Raw genomic sequence first — 21,473 nt, 5'->3', positions numbered from 1 at the left:
ATTAAATCTACATTACATGACATGTCTTTCGAATCTCTGGTACACTACTCTATATAAATATACAATGGAGGAAAAAAATGAAAGAGATTGCGTTTATGTTATCATTCCTGATGTACACTTTTACGACATTGATGTTCTACAGTGGAGCCGGTAGTGATGTGTCACCTGCTGTCTCTATTCAGGATGAACCCCCTTCCTCTGCTTGGGAAGAACAGATTGATCAAATCGCAAACAACCAGCAATCCCCGAAGGAAAAGGCTGCTGCAGTAGAGAAGCTCGCTAAGGAATATGTCCCCACTACTGAAGAGCTTGAGGAATTCAAAGTATATGTTCTCAATGAGTTTCTTAATTTGAGATATCTTGACGATAGTTCAGACGACAAATATATGTTAAGCGGTATATTCCAGGCTATTGCCCTGAAGCATCATGATCTTGACCGTCTCAGGGATTTGGCTGAAGCCTTCTATCACAATACCAAAAATGTATACACCGGAGTAACCAAGCCCGGAAGCGACAGTGTACTGAAATATGAAGAGCAGATGTTTGAATCCATTAATGCGGGCCGCTAAACCTTCACTGAACCATGTTCTTCTGAACATTAAATCATGCCAAAAAAGCGGTACAGAATAATCTCTGTACCGCTTTTCCTGTGATGTTATTCAAGTATTGTCCAACTATCCAACGCCAGCAGACGAACCGCTTCTTGCTCATGTTGCCGGTATGCTCTCAGGCGTTCGCGGCAATCCTGGTTCCATAATAGTTCCTCTCCAGCAATCTTGAGCAAAGAGAGTCCAATCCATGAAGAAGTTATATCCGCCCGCGCTCTCAACACATCTACGATGTGAAGCAGATGTTCAGGATTCCAATACCCTTTGCTATCGAGCACTGTACGTGTAACCTGCCGATCCACCGAGTTCAGTACAACCGGATTCGCATTTGCAACGTCAATGACAGGATACAACCGGGTGATCACTTGATCCGGCTGGCTCCAGTCCATCGCAGCCAAGTGCAGACGAATCACGGTGAGTTTCAGCATTTCATGTTGCTGAAGAGTCTCGATCATGGCTGCATATAACGGAGCAAGTTTCCTTTTCACCAGTGGAGATAACGAGACAAGCGAGTCAATCAACTGGTGCAGTCGCTGACGATGCGGCAAATCCCGCTCACTGCCTGCGTTCCAGTCGTCCTCCACCTTTGCTTGTGCCAATTCCCGAGTGACCTGCATGACCCGATCATTCACCTTCCCGTCTTTGCAAACCGTGACGAAGGCATGGAGTGCAGATTTCCAGCGTGTACCCTCCTGGAGATTGCTCAGCGCTGTGCCAGCACAATCTGCAATAACCTCTGCACTTACCTTTCCCCAACGTGACATGGCATGAAAAGCTTCCATCGATACAATCGGGTCATCATGACCTGCAATCTCCGTAATCCATTGTAAATATCGCTGCCGCGCTTCCACCGGAAGTTCATCGGGACGCTGATTCAGCAAACTGCGTGCAATGTCTCGATCCGAAGAAGACGCCATAACACTCATCATTGCCCAGCTTCGCTCATCATCCAGACATTGTCTGGCCGCATGACCAATGGCAATGATGACATCCTTGTGCCTGTTTGGCTTTTCGAATTCCCGGACGAGTAAGGTCACACTCTCGCGGATTTTATAGGCTCCCAGCAGTCGCACTGCTTCTTTCCGCACTGTAATCTTGAGTTTCTCCCGGTCTAACAGGTCCGAAAGCATGGACGTGAGCAGCACCGGATTCACCCTGCGTGCACACCGCGGAATAGAATACATCGCCACTCGTGCACGATCTCCATCCAGATTATTTAATAACACCGGAAGAGCCTCTTCCGGTTCCTCCGTTAGCGAAAAGGCATGCAGTGCAGCCTCGACAATATGTACTTCTGGATCAGTTAACAGCTTCTCTAACGGCTGATTCGAGCGATAATCCGGCATGCCCGCCAAACTCCGCATCGCATTTGCACGCTCATAGAAGCTTCGCTTGTTGTCTTGTGCCACCCGGTCAAGCAGCGAAGCCAGCGCCTGTTGCTGACGAGGCAACCAGCGGTAAAAGCCATTATAAGCCGGAACGAGATAGATCGTTTTCCCTGTTAAATGCTTGCCTTTGAGGACTTTGCCGGAGATAAACGGATCAAGCCACTCCTGACGTTTCAGGTGCAAGTGCTCGAACACTTCGTAGAATGAGATGAATGTCGGATCAAGGTCCAGCAGTTCCCTAACCCGTTTATCCCTGGTCTTGTAGGGTGCCAGCCAGTACCTGACGGCTTGAGCCGCTGATTTTTTACCCTTCACCAATTCCTCGAGCAGATCATGGAGTTTGGGCAATCGATCAATTGCTTTGCCAAATGCACTAGCCATCTGTAGAACGACGTAGTCACTCTCCCGTTTATTCGCTTCTATACCCATGGCATAGATCTCCTCAAATAAGGTTTCTAGCGCGGCCTGCGGCAGACTCTCCCACTCTCTGGAAAATAACATAAACTGCCCATCACGCATCGCCATACGCTTGAGTGTTCTAAGTGCGAATTGGAACAAGGGACGCTCCGGTTCATTTGCATGCTCCCGCAGAACGGTAAAAGCCAATTGCTCGACTGCGGTTCTGGTTCCATGTGAAGTATCTCTCGCCTCAATGACACTGTCGACCAGGATCGTCAGATGTGGCACATGCTCTTCCTTAAACATCGTGACTGGACATCTCGATAGTTCAGCCATGACGATGAAACGTACCGGGTCCTGATCGTTTTTTACCCTTGTCAGAAAGCGTATTGTTTCCTCCATCCCACTACGGGACAAAGCCGTGCTTTGTATCAACCGGGAATACGCCGTAGCACGCTCATCCGCATTCGATACCTGAACAGACTGTTCCAGCGTTTCTCTAACTTGTATAATCAGGCGACGTGCTGTCATATCGAACGTTCTTCCCCGGTCTTCCTTGACTTCTCGCAGGTTAAGCATGCGAACCGCTTCCTTGTCGCGCAACTGATGCGGCAGTACATCGAGCAAGGTCATAGGGAACACTCGATTCGTTCGCTCCTGCTCCGGATACGCCGCATTAAATAACGCTTCACGGCTCGAAGGGGCAAGCGTATCCAGCACCTTGGCCACTTGAAAAGGTGCTTCGGCAAGCATGGTCACCATTGCAGTCCAATGCGCGGTGGTGAAGTATCTTCTCTTTTTCAACACACCCGCCGGAACTCCGTTGTTCAGCAGGTATGCCCTTGTTTCCTGCCTCGTGAGCAGCTCAAATACTTGCTCAGGGCTAGTCCGAATCAGGATACCCAGCTGATTCTTAATTACAGGATGAATCTGTTCTTTTGGACCATAAGACAATGCATATTCCAGGACTACTGCTGGTCTTACTATACTCAGCTTCTCTACCGCCGTGCTCATCTCATACCACACACTGGGCCTGTCGCTCTCCGATGCCTGATTTAAGGCATTTTCTAAGTAAGCAGCGACCAAATCAGGATACCGGGTCGTAATTACCCGCCAATTATCAATCGCATATCCAAGCTGTGGCAGTCGTGTGCGAACCGTTGCTTCACCGCACATGGATAGTAGGAAAACAGCCTCATCGGCACCCCAACGTTCCAATACGATCGGCAACAGACGTTCTGCCCAATCCTGTCTGGCATACTTCACAATACTTCGCAGTAGTTGCTGACGGCAATGGTGCGACATCGAAACAATCTCGGATTCAATGTTATACCCCGGATCAATGACCACCTCTGCCAACATCCAGGCTGCTCGTCCCCTAACCCCGGCCTTAGAATGATTTAATGCGTGTATAACAGCTTGTGCATCTTTTACCGCACCAGCTCCGGTTAGTGCCAGATGTGCCTCGTACGCTGTCCCGCTGTCCAGTAGCTGAATGAGCAGCGCTGCGTATTCTTTCGGGGCCACAGCCAGATGATTCCGTCCCAGCCGCGCAATCTCTTTCATTCGGTTCGAATAACCCAGCGAGTCCAGTTCTTCCAAAACCCGATTTTTACTCAGTGGAGTATGATTGTTCTTCACGAAACTCTCTCCCCTCATGTTGTCACTTGTACTTTCATTTCCACTTACACTTTTTCTTTTCGCCACTCTTCTATGTGACCTTTTCTATAGCTCTCTTATATAACCCTTCCTGACACCTGGAAGTTTCATCGAATAAGTGAACATGCATTCTTTCTGCCTAAACTGCCTATACTCCCCATTTGCCTGTATAAGCTGCTACTTCTGATCTTCTTTACTGAGAATAACAGGCAATTCGATCTGTAAGATAAATGTGTCTGCTGCCTGAGATATCTTCAATGTTCCGTTATGCTGTTCGATGATTTTCTGGCAACTAACGAGTCCGATCTCGTTACTGTCCTTCGTTTTGTCGACAGGTTTAATCCGGTTCCGAGCCGTCATGATTAAGGTTTGCTGATGAAAGAACAGCTCGATATGCACTGGATAAGACGTGTGTGCGTATTTCTTTATATTCGAAAAAATATTATCAAACACACGACGGATCGCTACAAGGTTCAACTCGATCAAAAAGGCCCGTTCTCCGTATTGCTGCTTCATCTCAACATCGAAATTTTCCATTAAGGCTAGCTGCTCATCCAGGAGCTGATCAAACAACTCCCTTCCATCATAGATTTCGAATTCTACGTCCCCTTCCTCTGATGCAGTAGACACCGTGAAGTACTCGAACAGCTTATCTGATAGGATCTTGATCTGATACGCCTTCTCTCGGCTATTGTGAATATACTGGTGCAGGTCTTCCTGTGTCTTGTATTTGCCCAGTTCAATAATGTCCATGTATCCCAGCAGAATCGTGAGCGGTGTGCGCAAATCATGAGAAATGGCCGTAATCAACTCTCGATTCGCGCTTCTCACCCTTTCCTCGCTACCGAGCCGTTCCACAAATGATTTCCGCATCTCATCAATACTCATTGCGAGCGATGACAGCTCGTCTTTACCAGATACAGTAATCTTATAATCCAGATTGCCGCCTTCCAGTATTTTAATCTCACGCTCCAGATTACCAATATAGGATATTTTCCGATTGATCATGAGCAAGAACGCAACAATAAACGCAATCAAGGCTGCGAATACCGTCAAAATCAAAAGCAGGTTATAGTATTGATATTCATAGAAACCAACCAGATAGATCTGCACTGTTTTATCTGTAAACTGCACCGTTGTAATCGGTGTGCGAGAAGGCAAGAACTGAGTTAACAGTTCTTCATTAATCGCAGAATCCGCTTGTATGTTGGACGAATATATCAATTTATCCTGTTCAAACATAAACAGCTCCAGATACCGCTCCCCACGAATCCATTCCGAGAGCCGCTGATGATCCTGTGTGGACAAGTGCTCACTGCTTACCATGGTCTGGAATCGTTCGAGCGCATCCTGCTGTCTGTTTTCGCTAAACGTTGATTTACTAAGATAACTATCAAGCGCGGTCTCGCCAACCACCTGTAACACGATAAATGTTCCTACCGCAACAAACAGAGACAGAATAATTGCAAGCACCAGCTTGAGCTTTAGTTTTTTCCCGATGAGCAGTTTATTCAATTTTGTACCCCTTCCCCCAAACGGTCTGCACATATTTAGGATGCTGCGGGTCGTCTTCCAGCTTATTTCTCAAATTGCGAATATGAACCATTACCGTGTTATTACAAGTATAAAAATAAGGCTGCTGCCACACGCTTTCATAGATATTTTCGGCTGAAAAAACCTTTCTTCGTTTGGAAGCCAAGAGCAACAGAATTTGATACTCTATTTCCGTCAGCGAGATTTCTTTCTCACCGATATACACCGATTTGGCATCCTTGTGAATGGTCAGATCCTTCACCGCAATGTGCTCGGCCTCCTCGACTTTTTCCTTGCCCCGGTATACATAATATCTGCGAAGCAGCGCCTTGACCCTTGCCACCAGTTCGGTATACGAGAAAGGCTTGGACAAAAAGTCATCGCTTCCGGACGAAAAAGCCAGTTGTTTATCTGAATCCTGTGTTTTCGCTGTAAGGAACAGGATCGGTGCACTCGTTTTTTCACGAATCTCCAGACATGCCTTCAGTCCCGACTTATTGGGCATCATCATATCCAGAATAATAAGATCTGTTTCCTGCGTTACTTTATCTATCGCATCTTGACCGTCGACGGCTTCAATGACTTCGTAGTTTTCACTTTCTAACAAAATCTTCACGATCTCACGAATCTCACTATTGTCATCTGCAATTAAAATCTGCTTGTTGTTGTTCATTCGAAATCCCTCCGTTCCTTCCAGTATAGTCCGCGCGTTTTAACAGAGCCAGCGGATCAGCATCGCCTTAAGAATTCTTAAGAAGTTAAGTAGGTATCTCTTCATGATTTCGTTTTATACTGTTAATAGTGAATCTCATTATACAAAGGGGTCTTACGTTATGCCGAAATTCTCAAAACGTACTGTGATGAAAATACTGCTGGGTCTGCTCGCTGCCTTGTCTACGGGTCTACTGATCTATTATGCTCCAGCTATCATTAGAATCATGTCGTCGATGGACAATTTCAGAGCTTATATTCATTCCACGGGACACTGGGGCCCGATCATGTTTATTTTATTCCAGATTTTGCAGATCGTTGTTGCGCCGATTCCAGGAGAAATTGTGCAGATTGCCGGAGGATACATCTATGGTTCTGCATTGGGGTCTTTCTATACAACCGTTGGTCTGGTCTTAGGTTCAGCGATTGCCTTCTACTTCACCCGTTTCATCGGCCGTGATTTTGTATCTCGCCTGCTCCAGAAGCAAAATATGAAATGGATGTCATTCATGCATGATGAGCGAAAACTTACTGCCTTTTTGTTTATCTTTTTCCTCATACCCGGGTTGCCCAAAGATATGCTTGTATTTGTCGCTGCGCTGACATCCATCAGCTCTTTACGCTTCTTCACTATTCTGCTAGTTGGACGGTTGCCCTGGATTATCGCTTCAGCCGCGGTGGGTTCCAATCTTCATATGCAACAATACACCATCGCCATCATCATATCGGTCATCGCTGTCGTTGGATTTATATTCGGATACATCTACAAGGACAAATTAATAAATCTGTTCTCCAAAGCGGATAAAACAAATCAGACTAATGAGACTACCGAGGTCAGTGAGATCAAGGAGATAAACGAGACAAAGGAAGTCAACACGACGTTTAAAACAAAAGCTGCACCTGCTCTAGTTAAGCCGAGAGATTTGGCACCGAAAAAGGGATAAGCGTTACGGAAGATTTGAATATGTACTATGCAATCACACACACAACAAAATACGGAATACGGAATAGATAACCATGATCTATTTCCATCATCATTGGAGGAATCATCTATGCAAACCATTGAAACGGATCGATTGATTTTACGTAATTTTACCGCAACGGATGCTACCGGACTAATCGAGTATACCGCGAATCCACGAGTGAACTGCTTTATGGATCATCAGATGTCGACACTTGAGGAAGCAATTGCAGAGGTAGAGAAACGAAGCAAGGACGACTCCCATATCGCCGTTTGTCTGAAAGACAGCAATGAAATCATTGGAGAGCTGTTTGGTATGACAGAGGGCCATGATCCAGATTCAGATCCAGACTCGAAATCGAATTCAGATCCAAAGTCAGATTCAGATACGTATAGTATCGGCTGGAATTTTAACGGAAGGTTTGAGGGGAAAGGATACGCCAGTGAGAGTGCTCGTGCCTTCATGGAATACCTTTTTATGGAACAGGGAATTCGGCGAATCTATGCTTATGTGGAAGACGATAACTTCCGGTCTCAGAAGCTGTGTGAGAAACTCGGCATGCGCCGGGAAGGGCTATTTCTTGAGTTTATTTCTTTTGTCAAAAATGAAGACGGCACGCCAAAATACGAAAACACGTATCAATATGCGATATTAAAAAAAGAATGGCTGGCGCAGTATGCTCCCACTTGCATGATGTCCAGGTGCAAGCCGTAATTTTGCGTTCTTCTTTACGCGGTACAACAAAACCGGATGAATTCAGGGAAACGCCCACATCCTGCTCGCGATAAGCCAGTACGACGTTCATCACCGAAGCATACGGGATCGAACGCAGGTGTTCTGCAATCGACTTATGGTCATGTGCAAGCATATCTGCTGCCGCATACGCTGGAGTGGCGATCACTACCGCATCGGCTACAAACATCGTTCCATTTTAAAATGAACCGTATAATGCCCCCTGCCTTTTTTCTTCTTCTGCACACTATCTCCATCTCTGTCTCTGTCTTTATCTTTATCTTTATCCCAATCTGTCATTTATATATTTTCTTTTCCTTTCAGGCAAAATAAAAAGCGACCTCTCCCGAATACTACTCGGAAAAGATCGCCATCTGAAGACATCACGTATTGTTGAATCTTGCTCCCCATTTACGAGGCATTGTCTATAACTACGCCTATGTCTATGTCTATGTCACGCCTATGAAAATGTCTATATGTTACGGAGATCAGTTGCCCCAGTATTGCTTCGCAATCTGCTGACCCTGATGAATCTTCGCCCACTGCTGGGCTTCGCTCAGTTCGTTCCCGCCATCACAGGAGGCAAAACCACATTGGTGAGACAGCAGTAGCCTATCCTTGTCAATGATCTTGGAGGCTTCGTCCAGCAGACGAACCACGCGCTCCTCATCATCGAGCGTACTTGTTTTGGAGGACAGCAGACCCAGTACAATTTCTGTATCCGGTCTGTCTTTGAACACTTCCAGCGCTTCTATGGAACCCGCACGATCATCATCCCACTCCAGGAAGAAACGATCATACTTCAATTGCTTCAGGAACAGATTCGCAATCTTCACATACGATCCGCCGCCCATGTTGCGGGAATCATAGTTACCGCGGCAGTTATGTGTCCACATTTTCAGACCCAGGCTATGACCGAAGTCAATGACCGTATTGTTGATATCAATAAACTCCGTGGCGAGACCCTGTACTTCCTCTTGATTAATATGCTCTCCGGTAAAAGGCGAGTTCGGATTGTCATCGGCAAACAGCTCCCAGAGGCAGTCATCCATTTGCAGAATTTTACCACCCGCAGTTGCAAACTCCTGCACAAATTCCTTATAAGCACTTACCAATCCTGCTTTTAGCTCCTGTGTATTCTGGTATACGGCATCCTTGCCCCCAATGTTGTCCGACCACGATAATTCACCGAAAATATGGGATGGCGATGGTATGCAGAGTTTGGTCTGCTGGTCACCCGCTTGGTCTTGCAACTGCTTGAACAGTTGAATGAAATGATGATTCTTGCCACTCAGTTGCCCCGTAATACGCAGCCCGATATCTTTGCGCGTTTCATATTTAGAAGTGCCGTCCACATCCCGGAAAAAGTACCCATGATCCGCAATATACCGCTCCACTCCGCCAAATCCCCACACAAAGTCGAGATGCCACATCGATTTGGAAAATTCGCCATCCGTGATGACAGACAAGTCGTTCTCGATCTCTTTTTGGATTACTTGTTCAATCGCTTTCGTCTCACATTGCTGGTATCCTTGAAAGTCTTCATAGAATGGATACTGGATATCATCCCGGTGTTCAATCTGTGTTTTATATGTCAGCAGCTCTTCCGGCCGCAATAAACTACCTACGATCTGGAACTTGTCAGTCATGTTAATAACCCCCTCGTTGTATATGATTATCATATCACGTGGAGCGGGGTTAGAAGAGATACCAAAAAAGTATGACTGGTTATAGCTTTAGACTATAGCAGATGGAAATCAAAAACATGCATGATCTTTAACTTGGTCTTTTGTCTTACCCCTCTATTGAAATTGCCTCACAGTCATTGAATATTGAAAACCGCTCAAAGCATTCCTTCACCACGGCTACAAGTTCTTCGGTTGGCTGCATGTCTTTTTCATACCAGACACGTTTAACAACCAGCCTTTTGAATTTACGTTCCACGATGATCTCGGCTCTCCCAATGAACCGATCACCATACAATAAAGGCAACACATAATAACCAAATTTCCGTTTGAGAGCTGGCGTATAAATCTCCCATTTATAGTCGAACTCAAACAATGCATAAATAAGCTTTCTATCCCACATTAAATTATCCAGCGGAGCAATGAATTCGCAACGCTCTTGTAACTCCGGATTTTGCAGTATGCGTTCAATAATAGGTAAGTCTTCTGCCCGGCAGTATAATCGTTCCTTCATTTGTTCTACCTCAACAGCAACAATGCGCTCCTCCAGTAATAGCTCATGAAAAACTCTGTTCCGCTGCTCTGTTTTTAATCCCCATATATTAAGCCAGGCATCGGATGCACGATTCCACAGTAAACCGACAGCACCAATTCGGCGCAATACTCTCCACTTGTGATGATGTAATTCGTTCAACAGCGGGTCTGGCGCATGCAATAAATCAGCCCGTATGTGTTTCTCAGCCAGATCATAATATTTACGTGTTCCTTTTTTATGATGGATAACCAGTTCACCTGTCGAATACATCTGCTCCAGCACAGAGCGCGAAACGTTGTTCCCACTACTCCAGTGAATGGCCGAACGCCAAGTGAAATCTCCCTCTAGATGCAATGCATTTAATTCATTCGAACTTACCGGACCAACTTGCTGTATATAAGCCCGTACTTGGCTTGTGAGCGTCTCCATCTGGGGATAGCTTCCGGCATGCAGTCTGGCCGCTTGTCTGTACCGTTCGAAATAAGGCCAGTCCTCTACGGGGATGATAGCGAGATTCTTATCGGGATAATCTATCAGCAATCGATCTTGATACAACAGCTCTTCGAGCATATTCTTGCTAAACCCACGAATGCGTGACTGCAGTACTAACTCGGCATTTTTTCCACAGATATCGATCGGATCATATTGAAGGCAGCCAACCTGCCTTGTAAATTCCATGATCCCTGACTTTCCGTCATATTGATGCTCGCCCACTAACCCATGCTTTAACAATAAAAATTGCCTGGCTTGCTGTTTAGTTAATCCTATCATTGGACATGTCCACCCCTTAACAAGTTCAAGCAAATTGATCCCTCGAATATGTATAATTTAGCACAAACAAAACATATGTTCTTGTCTTATTTTAACTCTATTGCACTGCAAAAACAACATATAGTACCACATAACAACTGTAATTTTGTTCTGTGCGACTCATATTACATTCTCCGCCTTATGAGGCTGGCTTTAGGAACATAAAATTGCTGTCCGATAAACACAAGTAGACCGGCTCCCATGCAAAGGTTGCGGTCTGCTTGATCGTGTATCATCTTGTTAGAAGCCCACTGCAAGCGGTTATTGTGCAAAGAATCGTTTTACAGCATGGCTTTCTTCGCTTTATGAGCTGTTTAAAGTCTTGGTTTAACATGCGAAATTCAAATTTCACACCGTTCTGCGGCGCAATTCGTAAAAATACTGCACGGCAGAATGCTTCATTTTAATCGAATCCGACATATTCAGAATCCGCTTTTTTCCCACCCGCCTGTCGATCAACGCGAGAATATTGAGCAGGATGTCACTGCTCTCCAGATTGTCCTCGATTGAAGTGGCCAGAAACGTCGTTGCTACCGCTGTGAAATTCGCTTTGCTCAACGCGGCCTGAGCCGCTAACAGCTCTTTGGCATGAGAAGTGCTCTTTCGACCTCGCACCATGATCTCAAGACGTTCCTCCGGCACAGCCCCTTTGGTTTCTTTACGAATCGCTTCGATCTCTTCAGGACTTACAGGGATGACGATGCCAGGATCATTTTTGATCTCCTGATCGGTCTGGTACCAACGGATGGGTGTCGTCGTCGTATCCGCCATATTGAGGATGTTTTTCTGATCCACAGTCAGGTAACAGCTCCCCGATTTATCCGGCAAAAAGCGATAGCTGGTCGCCCGGTATGCTACTGTTCCAGCGAGTGTGGGGCTAAGGAAACTGTCTAATTGTTGTTTTAATTTACTCCAGGACATATATCCTCCTATTCTCAGAAAAGCTTCAACAGAACATTTACCTAAAGTATAGCACAGCACAACGATACGCCCCTCTAATAGCTACAGAAAAAAGGAATAGTTCAACTTTGAAGGTAGCCGGATGTTTGGTTCTCAAAGGACGTGTGTGATAAAATTTGGTAATCATTGCAATCTACTCTGTCATAGCAATCACTCTGGAATCTGATTACCTATCATTAGAGATCTTATACTCACTAAGGAGAGGGAGATATTAATGACAAAGAAGCAAACAACATTACCTGATAATCTAGAGTTGCTTTTTAAGAATCAAGATATTCATGCGATAAAAGAAGTTTTCGAACATTGCGAATGGGATGCAATCGGGGGATATAGCAAAGGCACTGCCCTCAGCTTTCGGCATATTCCAGATGAGATTATTCACTGGCTTGCGGAGCAAGGGGCCGATCTGAATGCCCGTGACAAATACCAACGTACACCCTTACATGCTCATGCTTCACATTGGTCGGGGAACGTAGCACTGCTCCTTGAACGCGGTGCCGATCTGAATGCGGTAGACTACACCAACGAAACCCCTTTGCATGCAGCAGTGAATTCATATAGAACACCAGTGGTTCAGGAGTTAGTAAGTCGGGGGGCTAAGATTGATGTGGAAAATAACCAGGGAAATACCCCGCTAGCGAAGGGATTAGTTAATTGCCGGAATAGCGATATTGTGAACATGTCAGAGATTTCCTCCATTCTGCTGAATGCTGGAGCAACGATCACCCCGGCAATGAAGGAGTCGGTGAAACGAATCGGCAAGGATTTTGAATTCGTCCGTGAAAATTATAATAAAGACAAGGTTGATGAAGTGTCGGACGCACTGGACAAGCTGTATCGACAATTTGATGTTGAACCTGTGGCCAATCGGATCATGCATGATGGAACAAGCCCCATCCATGTAAAGGCAGCTCATTGGTCCAAGCAACACCAAGAGCTGTGGGCGTATCTCATTCCTCCCCAGGGTCACGCCCCGACGGTTCAGGGCGAGGTCATTCGTATTACCGGGCGCATCTCTGATGAAGTATTGCGCAATGGTGGTGGAAACTGGGATGCCGATTATCGGAAGATGCTGGCTACCCTGGTTCAGCACTTAGGCACAGGTACTCCACTAAACCTGACTCTCTTACAAGAGGCACAAGGCTTGGCACACAGGCTACGCAATGGATCGGATTATGACGCACCTGCCCGATTAAGTGAGTTATCCGTATTATGGGTGCTGGATAATCCTTATCCGGTCGCATTGGTACAACCGGAATATAAACGTTAAGTTCCATAAGAATCAACCCTAACTTGAAGTTTTCATCTCCACGACTCACACATTTTCTTTTGATGATGCTATCATGAAGATATTCAGATATTTATAGCGCATTTTGTAGATTGGGGTCGACTTCATGATCAGGTATATTCTTCGAGTCAGTTCTCGTACGATCTTGCTTCACATCGCTTTTGTTGTAGTTATCGGTTTGGTCATAAGCTATGCCGTGATGTCTGCACCAGACTCCCCTCCTATTCGAAGCGAAAAAGGCTTATTAGATTTAACTCAGGATCACATTCGTACGAATCCTGTAAAGTTACAGGGGGATTGGACATTCTACTGGCATGCATTGCTTTCGCCTGCGGATATACGGAACCGGATCGAAAAGGGTGGGTTGCCTGATCGGTACATCAACATCCCTGGATCATGGCTAGGTTACCGATTAGATGGTCAAGAACTGACAGGAGAAGGCTTTGCCACTTTTCGTCTACTCATCAAGCTTAGCGAGCAGGACAGAAATGAGCGACTTGCGCTGCGGTTACCTACTATTTTCCATGCATATAAACTATGGGTTAATGGAGAACTGCTTGCAGAAGCAGGTAGGGTTGGTCAGGACAAAAGTAACATGACACCTCAATTGGCAACAAAATTGGTGTTCTTTGAGCCTAATAAAGACACAGTAGAACTAGTGTTGCAAGTTTCCAACTTTCATCACCATCGAGGCGGGATTACCAAGGAAATAGAACTAGGCGGCAGTAACATGTTAACGGTCGGGACTAAACTGAAGGTTGCCACAGATATGTTCATCACTGCAAGTCTGCTCGTCATTGGCGTGTATAATCTGATGTTATTCCTTCTGCGCCGTCAGGATAGAGCACCGTTATACTTCGGTCTGTTCACCTTGTTGTTTGGTGTCCGCTCCTTGCTGAACGGCGAGCTGATGTTCACACAATTTTTCCCTGATTTCCCGTGGGAATTGCAATTTAAGATGGAGTATCTGACTCTTTCTCTTGGCGGGTATGTCATTACCAAGTATTTTGAATGTGTTTTCCCGAATTATGTCTCGCAATGGTTCCGTCTGGGCAGCCGAATCGTAACGGGATTGCTGTGTATGGTTGTTATCATAACCCCTGCACTGATCTATACCCAATTGTTAATGCTGATTGGTGTGGTCGTTGTGCTACATATGGCATATCTAATGATTGGACTGGCCAAGGCAGCTATGCAGCGGTTGGAGGGAGCCCTGATTTTCCTGCTCGTTTCGGTGGTTGCTTTGATTACAGTGATTAATGATTTTCTATATTTCAATGAGTGGTCGCCAATCGGAAATACTTCCCCAGCAGGTCTGTTGATATTTACGATTGCACAGATGATTCTGCTTTCTTCCAGATTTACGAGGGCAGCAACGAACGAGGTGCGGATTGCCCGTGAGCTTCAGGAAGCGAATGACAGACTTACGGATATGAATACCAATCTGGAGCAACTGGTGGAGGAACGCACGCATGCATTATCTGCAGCTCACGAAGACCTGCGTACGTCGTATGAGCAGTTACTCCGCTCAGAGCATGGAAGAAAGAAGCTGCTGGCCTACATTACGCATGATTTGCGCCTGCCGCTGTCCAGCATGCTTGGATATGTCGAGGCTGTAAAAGACATGGTGAAGCCAGAGCGCAATGAACAGTACCTAAAGTATATCCGTGATAACACGATACGGATTAATCATATGATCGGGGAGTTGTCCTTCTTGTCGCATCTGGAGACGGGTCAAGTAGAATACCAGATGGAGCCGATTCATGCAGCCGACTTCTTACATCGTTTTTTTGAACAATATGAGCTGGTTGTGCTTGACGCAGGGTTGGATTTCGTACTGGACATCGGAAAAGGAGAAGATCAACAAGCTGACTTTCCTATCCTTGAGATTGATGAGCAACGATTGGAGCAGGCTTTGTTTAATCTCGTATCCAACGCGATGAAGTTCACCTCTGCTGGTGGGATGGTACGTCTTGCTCTAACCATGGACGATACACAAGATCCCTCTTGTGTGATCATTAGTGTAGAAGACTCCGGCATGGGTATTCCCCCGAATCAACTTGAGCAAATTTTTGATCGTAATTACCGATATGATCGGGCAAGCACAGACATAAAAGTAGAGGGTAGCGGGCTCGGACTGGCCATTTGCAGGGAAATTGTTCAAGCACATGGAGGAGGAGTTCATGCGGAGAGCGATGGTAAGACAGGATCTATATTCTATATATCGCTGCCGCTCTATTCAATAAGCAGGAAGGTGACCGCATGAAGGACTCATACAAAATTATGATCGTCGATGATGATCCCCATATATGTGAAATTGTTCAGGCGTATTGCGAACGAGAAGGGTTTAATTGCACTTATAGTCATACCGGGATAGAAGCCATGAAGTTGCTTGCATCGTTTAATCCTGATTTGATTGTACTTGATGTGATGCTAGCAAATGAAAACGGCATTGACTGGTGTAGGAACGCAAGGGCCTCCACCAATGCGCCGATCTTGTTTCTGAGCAGCCATGAGGAGGATGAGGTGAAGATCCGTGCATTAACGGACGGCGGCGACGATTATGTGACCAAGCCGTTCAGTCCGGGCGTACTCATGGCCAAAATCAAGGCTCATCTTCGCAGAGTATCGTCAAGCAGGCGGGAACAACTGCTGGAGTTACCAGGGTTGCAACTGGATTTCTATGCTCAGTCCGTCAACATAGGTAGTAAAACCGTTTTTTTATCCAAAAAAGAATTCAGCCTCCTGTCCTATATGGCACAAAATGTGAACCGGGTCATCTCGGTCGATACGTTGTTCAATCTCATCTGGGGCATGGAAAGTCTGGAGGATACGAGAACGGTCGCTGTACACATCAGCAATTTACGCAAAAAAATAGAGGATGACCCTCTCCATCCGGAGAGAATTATTACGATTCGGGGAGCAGGATACATGCTGGCCTCGTCATAACCATTTTCGTAGCTTTCTCTTAGCGAATTGCTGGTTTGGCACCAATCTTTAGCAACATTTCGTGTTAAGTATAAGGCGTGTCTGGAATTTCTGGTCCATGTGACCAACCATTCCGGTAACGTCTTTTCATTATGCAAAAGACACAAAAAGGGTTGCTCCTGATGCAGTTAGTTCTGCACGGAGCAACCCTTTGAAGTAGATTAAATTAAACCGGATACCTTCAGTAACCGTTGTACAATCGCCGCAACTTCAGCACGGGTAATATTCGCTTTCGGAGCCAGCTGCTCTGCTCCTCTGCCGCTCACAACACCTGCTTCCAAGCTTGCCGCTACACCAGCTTTCGCCCAATCTGCAACAAGAGATGCATCAGTATAAGGTTTCAGCAGTTCGTTGTTGCTCTTATCTGCAAGCTTGTCAGCAAGCCCGGTAATAGCCATCGCTTTGGACAGAATCACCATCGCTTGTTCACGGGTAATCTTCTCCTGCGGCCGGAAAGTTCCATCCTCGAAGCCATCGATTAGCTTGTAATCATAAGCCGTCAGTACGGCGGAATGATACCAATCGGATGCTTTTACATCTGCAAATGTTGAATTTCCTTTAACTGGTTTCAATCCCAAGCCCCGCATCATAATAGCTGCAAATTCAGCACGTGTCATATCCACATTCGGATTGTAAAGATCATTACCGCTGCCGTTTACAATTAAACGGGAACCCATGTCATTAACAGCATCCTTGGCCCAGTGACTTTCTACATCTTTGAACGTCAGCGGATGCCAAACTACTGAATACAGGCTGTTGGTCAGGCTGTTAATGTGAGCAAAATATTTTCCATTTTCCAGTGTTACTTTGGTCGGAACATGGCGTACAGATCCATCTGGATCTGTGACAATCCCTGTCGTAATTTTGCTCGGATCAATGCCTTCCGGCAAAGCAATGGACCGTTCCACATATACATTAAACTTATTTATATCCACGGACTTTCCTGCGTATTCTGCTTTGACTGTAAAGTCAATTGAAGGTGCTACCATTGTAAGTGCATTTTGCTTCGCTGCGTCTTCGGCAACCTTCATCATTGTTGCTTCTGGAGAAGCGATACGCAATGACAGCTTGATGTCCTCCAGCGTCCCCGTAGAACCCAATTGCTTGGAGATCGAATCAATATCAAGTTGCTGCGCAGGAATCGAGTAGCTTGCATTTCCTGTTTTCACAACCAGAACCGCCTGTTTGTCTTCCATCTTCTTGATCATCTGCCCAGTGAGTTCCCCAATGATGATACTGGACTCAGTGGAAACAGGGATTGTCACAACCGCGCCTTGCCCTTCCGAATCAAGCTTGGTATCGAGTTGCTTCTGATCAACAGTGATCGTCGTTACCGTACGTTCACCCTCCTTAGAAGCTACAGACTTACCAATACGCTCCTCCTTGCCATTCACCAGTACAACAACCGCATCATTAGTCGCTGGTACGGTTACAGGAGTTGCTCCTGCGCTAACACTATTGTTGCCCCCAGCATTGCCAGCACTTCCACTGTTGCCACCAGTGTTGCCATTGCCCGTTCCACTACCGTTGCTAGTGGCAGTCCATTTTGCGTACAAAGTAACATCGCTGGTCACAACATCTGTATCGCTATTCCATTTTAATGTTCCTGCTGCATCCTTGTACCACCCTTCAAAGGTGTAACCTGCTCTTTCCTTAACAATCATTACTGGAATCTTGGAGCCCTGTGTTACCCCCATTGAGAACGGAGCAGTTCCATCCTGCCGATTAAAGAATACATTGTAAGCCGGAAGATGAACCGAGTTGACAGTCACCGCCACAACCAAGCTATTGACTGTTGCCGTTTGATTCTGAGCAGCCAAATCGTTTGTGTTCTTCACTTTTACATAATAGTAAACCTTACCTGCTTGATCTGTAGGCACGGAATAACTGCTCTCCGTTGCACCCTCAATCAAAGTAGCGCCTTCAATGTTATCATTTGTGTTGCTGTACCATTGATAGCTCAATGTTCCATTGTCACTTACCGTGGCATTTACGCTCAATTGCGGGCTCTCGCTTCCCTGATTCACCTTTAGGTCAACCAGATCCGTATGAATCACCGGGGTTGCTGCGTTGACGATGAGCTTCTTTACCTTTCCAAGCAAGTTATCAACGACATATATATTTCCAACGGAATCTAAGGCTACACCAAACGGAATACTGAAATCGGCTTTTGTACTGATTGGCGTCGTTTCGCCGTTTGACAGTTTTTTCACGCCCTCACTGTCTGCAACATACACATTACCGCTCGCATCCGCTGCCATTCCTGTTAACATGATAAACTGGATGCCGGGTGCAACTTCCTCCGAACTGCCGTTCCACAACGTTTTGACCGTAACTCCATTGCTATGACTAGCATACATTTTCCCGCCAGCCACTGCCAAACCAGAAATGTAACTATTGATTGAACCGAAGTTCTCCCAAGTTCCATTAACCAGCTTTTTAATTACGTCGCCTCTATCTACTACATAAACCTGATCTTGCTCATCAACTGCCAAATGGGATGGGTTGGAAAGTCCATTACTATCAATGGATCCCCAAGTATCACCAGCGTATTTCAAGATAGAGCTGTTATTGTACCTGGACACATAAATTGTACCTTTGCTATCTGCTGCAATCCCTGTATAAAAATCTTCCCTTGTCTCCCCATCAGCAGGTGTGATATCCTGCCAGTCACTGTCTATAGTACGCTTTGCAATTTTCGTTCCAATTATTACATACACCGTACCATTCGGATCGACTGCAATACCATTTGCACCAATAAAAGCCGCCTCTGGCCCCGTGATATCTTGCCAGTTCCCCCTACTTACCATTACTGTAGCTACAGTACTCGGCGTTGTTGTGGAACTGTCACCTAACGTATTAGTTACCTCTACAAAATAATACGTTGTTCCTACAGTTGATGTCGGTGCATCATACCTACTTTCGGTTGCTCCTGCAATCTTTTCAATGTTTCCACTCTCGACACTTTTCTTTGTATTGCGATACCATTGATAGGATAGCTGACCCCCATCATTTACGGATGCAACGACTTTCAACTGTGGACTTGGATCATTCAGGCTTACACTTCTGTCCGCAGGTTGTCGGGTAATTTGAGGGGATTGTGCCTTTGTTGGTTCCGTAATCACTGGTCCTGTTCCACCACCAGTGTTGCCGCCGCTACTCACCGTCACCAGCGCAAGGGAACTATTGACTGATGCGGTTTGATTTTGGGCAGCAGATATATTCATATTTTTTACATTCACATAATAGTAGAGATTTCCAGATTGAGTTGTCGGTGCGGAATAACTGCTCTCCGTTGCACCCTCAATCAATGTGGCTCCTTCCACGCTATTTTTCGTGTTGCTATACCATTGATAGCTCAATGTCCCACCATCGTTAACTGTGGCATTAATGCTCAGTTTCGGTTGCTCCGCTCCCTGATCTACCGTATCGCCAATGGGCTGTGCATGAATAACTGGAATAGCTGCATTAACAATGAGCCTTTTAATATGTCCGCTCTCATAATCCGTGACATACACGTCTCCATTGTGACTTATGGCCACACCATATGGAATGCTGAAATCACTTACTTCACTGACCGTTGTCCATACGCCTGCAGACTGCTTCCTTACAACATGATTATATGAGTCTGCTACATACACATCCCCACTTGCATCGGTTGCAATTCCTTGTGGCATATTAAATTTTGTGCCAGCTGTGATACCTTCCCAGCTACCATCCATTAATGTTTTAACTCCATATTCAACAAAGTTATCATATGTTACATATACATTCCCATTACCTACTGCTAATCCAACAGGAGTAGAGACGTTGAATTCACTGATACTTTCCCAGGTTCCATCGACCAGTCTTTTAACGTTTCTGAACTCTCTATCTGCTACAAAAATCTGGTTATGCTCATCCACTGCTACATCAACTGGTGTGGAGAGACCTTCATTAGTGCCATTAACAACTTCCCAAGTACCATCCATATATTTCAAAATGGAACTGCTGCGGCTCCGCGACACATAGATTGCTCCTGTGCTGTCTGCAGCCATACCCGAGATATATTCGAGCCCTTCTTCTGGTGTTATATTGATCCAGTTACCATTGTTGGACCGCATCTTAATTGTTGTGGAACTAGCCACGTACACCGTACCATTCGGATCAACTGCGATATCAATTGGTCTATTAACAGGTATCTCTGGCCCCGTGATATCTTGCCAATTCCCTTCAGCCAATACGGGATTCACCGTTACACTGACTACTTGGCTAGACTCTATCTTGGAACTGGTACCGAGTGTGTTCTTTACCTTAACAAAATAATACGTTGTTCCTGCCGTCGTTGTGGGCACATCAAAGGTACTATCCGTAGCCCCATCAATTGCCCTCTCTCCAGTCATAATTAAAGTGTACCATTGATAGCTTAACACTCCGCCGTCACTTACCGTTGCATTTACACTCAAACGTGTACTTTCATCACGGCTTACACTTCGATCCGAAGGTTGTTCGATAATCCGGGGTGATTGAGCCTCCTTCGGTTCAGATCCTCCCGCTCCACTTCCTTGGTTAGGATTTATCGTGACAGAACCAGGAATGCTGGATTGAATCTCACCCACGGCGTCATTGTATCCAATATAAGCACCCGTACGAAGACTTACATTGGATACACCTGTTTCGGCGCCTTCCTTTATCTGAAAATGTAAAACAAATACTCCTTGCTTCCCATTGATAATGTAGGGATTTTCTCCAACATACGCGTTAACTTTAATTTCGGATTTTTCTGGATTAGCTAACTGATTAAAGCTAGAAACTTCCCATGTTTTCGTTGCAGCCGTTGGCATAGGTTCAAGTTTAGTACCATCATAGGAAATGGTAAGGTCATAACCATAAACACTATTATCCCCCGGATAGATGTATACTGGAACGTCTACTACATCACCAGGAGATCCGGAAGCCGTTCCGATCTCAAGTGATGTTGGATCATCCGCAAAAGCAATGGATGGAAACGAACTCAAAAGTAAACTGAAAACAAGAACAACAGAAAACAAGGATCGAAGCTTGTTCCTGCCCCTAATATGTTGCATCATTCTTTATTCCTCCCTAAAGTAAATAATCGTAATCCTCTTGCTCTCGCTACTGTCCTGTCCATGTTCCGGTTCCAATTATGTACTGGTACACAGTCAAACATCTCAGCCCCGTCATTCTCCAGCCTTCCCTGCTATCACCACAGGTG

The 21,473-nt window shown here is 45.6% G+C and carries 14 protein-coding genes; 6 read left to right on the top strand and 8 right to left on the bottom strand.

All coding sequences use genetic code 11. The features are described 5' to 3' along the window. The first annotated feature begins 77 nt into the window (after positions 1–77). Positions 78–569, top strand: a complete 492-nt coding sequence (locus EC604_RS14830; protein WP_123064898.1) for a hypothetical protein — start codon at positions 78–80, stop codon at positions 567–569. A gap of 86 nt (positions 570–655) precedes the next feature. Here EC604_RS14830 and EC604_RS14825 read toward each other — a convergent pair whose 3' ends face one another. From EC604_RS14825 to EC604_RS14815, 3 genes are all read right to left on the bottom strand, one after another. After that, complete coding sequence (locus EC604_RS14825; protein ID WP_240036901.1) at positions 656–4,036, bottom strand: HEAT repeat domain-containing protein; 3,381 nt, start codon at positions 4,034–4,036, stop codon at positions 656–658. A 195-nt stretch (positions 4,037–4,231) separates the two neighbouring features. Then, positions 4,232–5,569 (bottom strand): sensor histidine kinase, encoded by a 1,338-nt coding sequence (locus EC604_RS14820; protein WP_161556947.1) that lies wholly within the window; start codon positions 5,567–5,569, stop codon positions 4,232–4,234. Beyond that, positions 5,562–6,260, bottom strand: a complete 699-nt coding sequence (locus EC604_RS14815; RefSeq protein WP_123064896.1) for a response regulator transcription factor — start codon at positions 6,258–6,260, stop codon at positions 5,562–5,564. The genes EC604_RS14820 and EC604_RS14815 overlap by 8 nt, the downstream gene beginning before the upstream one ends. Before the next feature lie 160 nt (positions 6,261–6,420). Between EC604_RS14815 and EC604_RS14810 the strand changes: the two genes are divergently transcribed. Then, a complete protein-coding gene (locus tag EC604_RS14810; protein ID WP_123064895.1) occupies positions 6,421–7,242 on the top strand; it encodes a TVP38/TMEM64 family protein in 822 nt (273 codons plus the stop codon). Between the two features lie 108 nt (positions 7,243–7,350). Further along, a complete protein-coding gene (locus EC604_RS14805; RefSeq protein ID WP_123064894.1) occupies positions 7,351–7,974 on the top strand; it encodes a GNAT family N-acetyltransferase in 624 nt (207 codons plus the stop codon). Here EC604_RS14805 and EC604_RS31030 read toward each other — a convergent pair. The 4 genes from EC604_RS31030 to EC604_RS14785 all read right to left on the bottom strand — a co-directional run bounded on the left by EC604_RS31030 (position 7,859) and on the right by EC604_RS14785 (position 11,943). Continuing rightward, entirely contained in the window at positions 7,859–8,128 is a 270-nt protein-coding gene (locus EC604_RS31030) for a hypothetical protein (protein ID WP_430538790.1), read from the bottom strand. The two genes, EC604_RS14805 and EC604_RS31030, sit on opposite strands and share 116 nt — an antisense overlap. Positions 8,129–8,480: 352 nt before the next feature. Then, complete coding sequence (locus EC604_RS14795; RefSeq protein ID WP_123064892.1) at positions 8,481–9,641, bottom strand: cobalamin-independent methionine synthase II family protein; 1,161 nt, start codon at positions 9,639–9,641, stop codon at positions 8,481–8,483. A gap of 145 nt (positions 9,642–9,786) precedes the next feature. After that, on the bottom strand, positions 9,787–10,983 hold the full coding sequence (locus EC604_RS14790) for a winged helix-turn-helix domain-containing protein (RefSeq protein ID WP_123064891.1): 1,197 nt from the start codon (positions 10,981–10,983) through the stop codon (positions 9,787–9,789). A gap of 387 nt (positions 10,984–11,370) precedes the next feature. Next, a complete protein-coding gene (locus EC604_RS14785; RefSeq protein WP_123064890.1) occupies positions 11,371–11,943 on the bottom strand; it encodes an SF0329 family protein in 573 nt (190 codons plus the stop codon). Positions 11,944–12,196: 253 nt separating this feature from the next. Here EC604_RS14785 and EC604_RS14780 point away from each other — a divergent pair, with 253 nt between their 5' ends. The 3 genes from EC604_RS14780 to EC604_RS14770 all read left to right on the top strand — a co-directional run bounded on the left by EC604_RS14780 (position 12,197) and on the right by EC604_RS14770 (position 16,219). Beyond that, the gene (locus tag EC604_RS14780; RefSeq protein WP_123064889.1) at positions 12,197–13,252 is read left to right on the top strand and encodes an ankyrin repeat domain-containing protein; all 1,056 of its coding nucleotides are present in this window, start codon (positions 12,197–12,199) and stop codon (positions 13,250–13,252) included. A 124-nt stretch (positions 13,253–13,376) separates the two neighbouring features. Next, the gene (locus tag EC604_RS14775; protein ID WP_123064888.1) at positions 13,377–15,536 is read left to right on the top strand and encodes an ATP-binding protein; all 2,160 of its coding nucleotides are present in this window, start codon (positions 13,377–13,379) and stop codon (positions 15,534–15,536) included. Continuing rightward, a complete protein-coding gene (locus tag EC604_RS14770; protein ID WP_123064887.1) occupies positions 15,533–16,219 on the top strand; it encodes a response regulator transcription factor in 687 nt (228 codons plus the stop codon). The genes EC604_RS14775 and EC604_RS14770 overlap by 4 nt, the downstream gene beginning before the upstream one ends. 200 nt (positions 16,220–16,419) lie before the next feature. Here EC604_RS14770 and EC604_RS14765 read toward each other — a convergent pair whose 3' ends face one another. Beyond that, positions 16,420–21,327 (bottom strand): S-layer homology domain-containing protein, encoded by a 4,908-nt coding sequence (locus EC604_RS14765; RefSeq protein WP_123064886.1) that lies wholly within the window; start codon positions 21,325–21,327, stop codon positions 16,420–16,422. Between the last annotated feature and the right edge of the window lie 146 nt (positions 21,328–21,473).

The organism is Paenibacillus amylolyticus (genome assembly GCF_003719335.1).
Classification (GTDB): Bacteria; Bacillota; Bacilli; order Paenibacillales; family Paenibacillaceae; genus Paenibacillus; species Paenibacillus amylolyticus_D.
Note: the sequence above shows the minus strand (reverse complement) of the source record. Positions and strands in the feature narration are given on the sequence as shown.

What these genes read in the sequence shown, in the direction of transcription:
- EC604_RS14830 (WP_123064898.1), top strand. Translation starts at nt 78, where the DNA reads ATGAAAGAGATTGCGTTTATGTTATCATTCCTGATGTACACTTTTACG.
- EC604_RS14815 (WP_123064896.1), bottom strand. Translation starts at nt 6,260, where the DNA reads ATGAACAACAACAAGCAGATTTTAATTGCAGATGACAATAGTGAGATT.
- EC604_RS14810 (WP_123064895.1), top strand. Translation starts at nt 6,421, where the DNA reads ATGCCGAAATTCTCAAAACGTACTGTGATGAAAATACTGCTGGGTCTG.
- EC604_RS14805 (WP_123064894.1), top strand. Translation starts at nt 7,351, where the DNA reads ATGCAAACCATTGAAACGGATCGATTGATTTTACGTAATTTTACCGCA.
- EC604_RS31030 (WP_430538790.1), bottom strand. Translation starts at nt 8,128, where the DNA reads ATGCTTGCACATGACCATAAGTCGATTGCAGAACACCTGCGTTCGATC.
- EC604_RS14795 (WP_123064892.1), bottom strand. Translation starts at nt 9,641, where the DNA reads ATGACTGACAAGTTCCAGATCGTAGGTAGTTTATTGCGGCCGGAAGAG.
- EC604_RS14790 (WP_123064891.1), bottom strand. Translation starts at nt 10,983, where the DNA reads ATGATAGGATTAACTAAACAGCAAGCCAGGCAATTTTTATTGTTAAAG.
- EC604_RS14785 (WP_123064890.1), bottom strand. Translation starts at nt 11,943, where the DNA reads ATGTCCTGGAGTAAATTAAAACAACAATTAGACAGTTTCCTTAGCCCC.
- EC604_RS14780 (WP_123064889.1), top strand. Translation starts at nt 12,197, where the DNA reads ATGACAAAGAAGCAAACAACATTACCTGATAATCTAGAGTTGCTTTTT.
- EC604_RS14775 (WP_123064888.1), top strand. Translation starts at nt 13,377, where the DNA reads ATGATCAGGTATATTCTTCGAGTCAGTTCTCGTACGATCTTGCTTCAC.
- EC604_RS14770 (WP_123064887.1), top strand. Translation starts at nt 15,533, where the DNA reads ATGAAGGACTCATACAAAATTATGATCGTCGATGATGATCCCCATATA.
- EC604_RS14765 (WP_123064886.1), bottom strand. Translation starts at nt 21,327, where the DNA reads ATGATGCAACATATTAGGGGCAGGAACAAGCTTCGATCCTTGTTTTCT.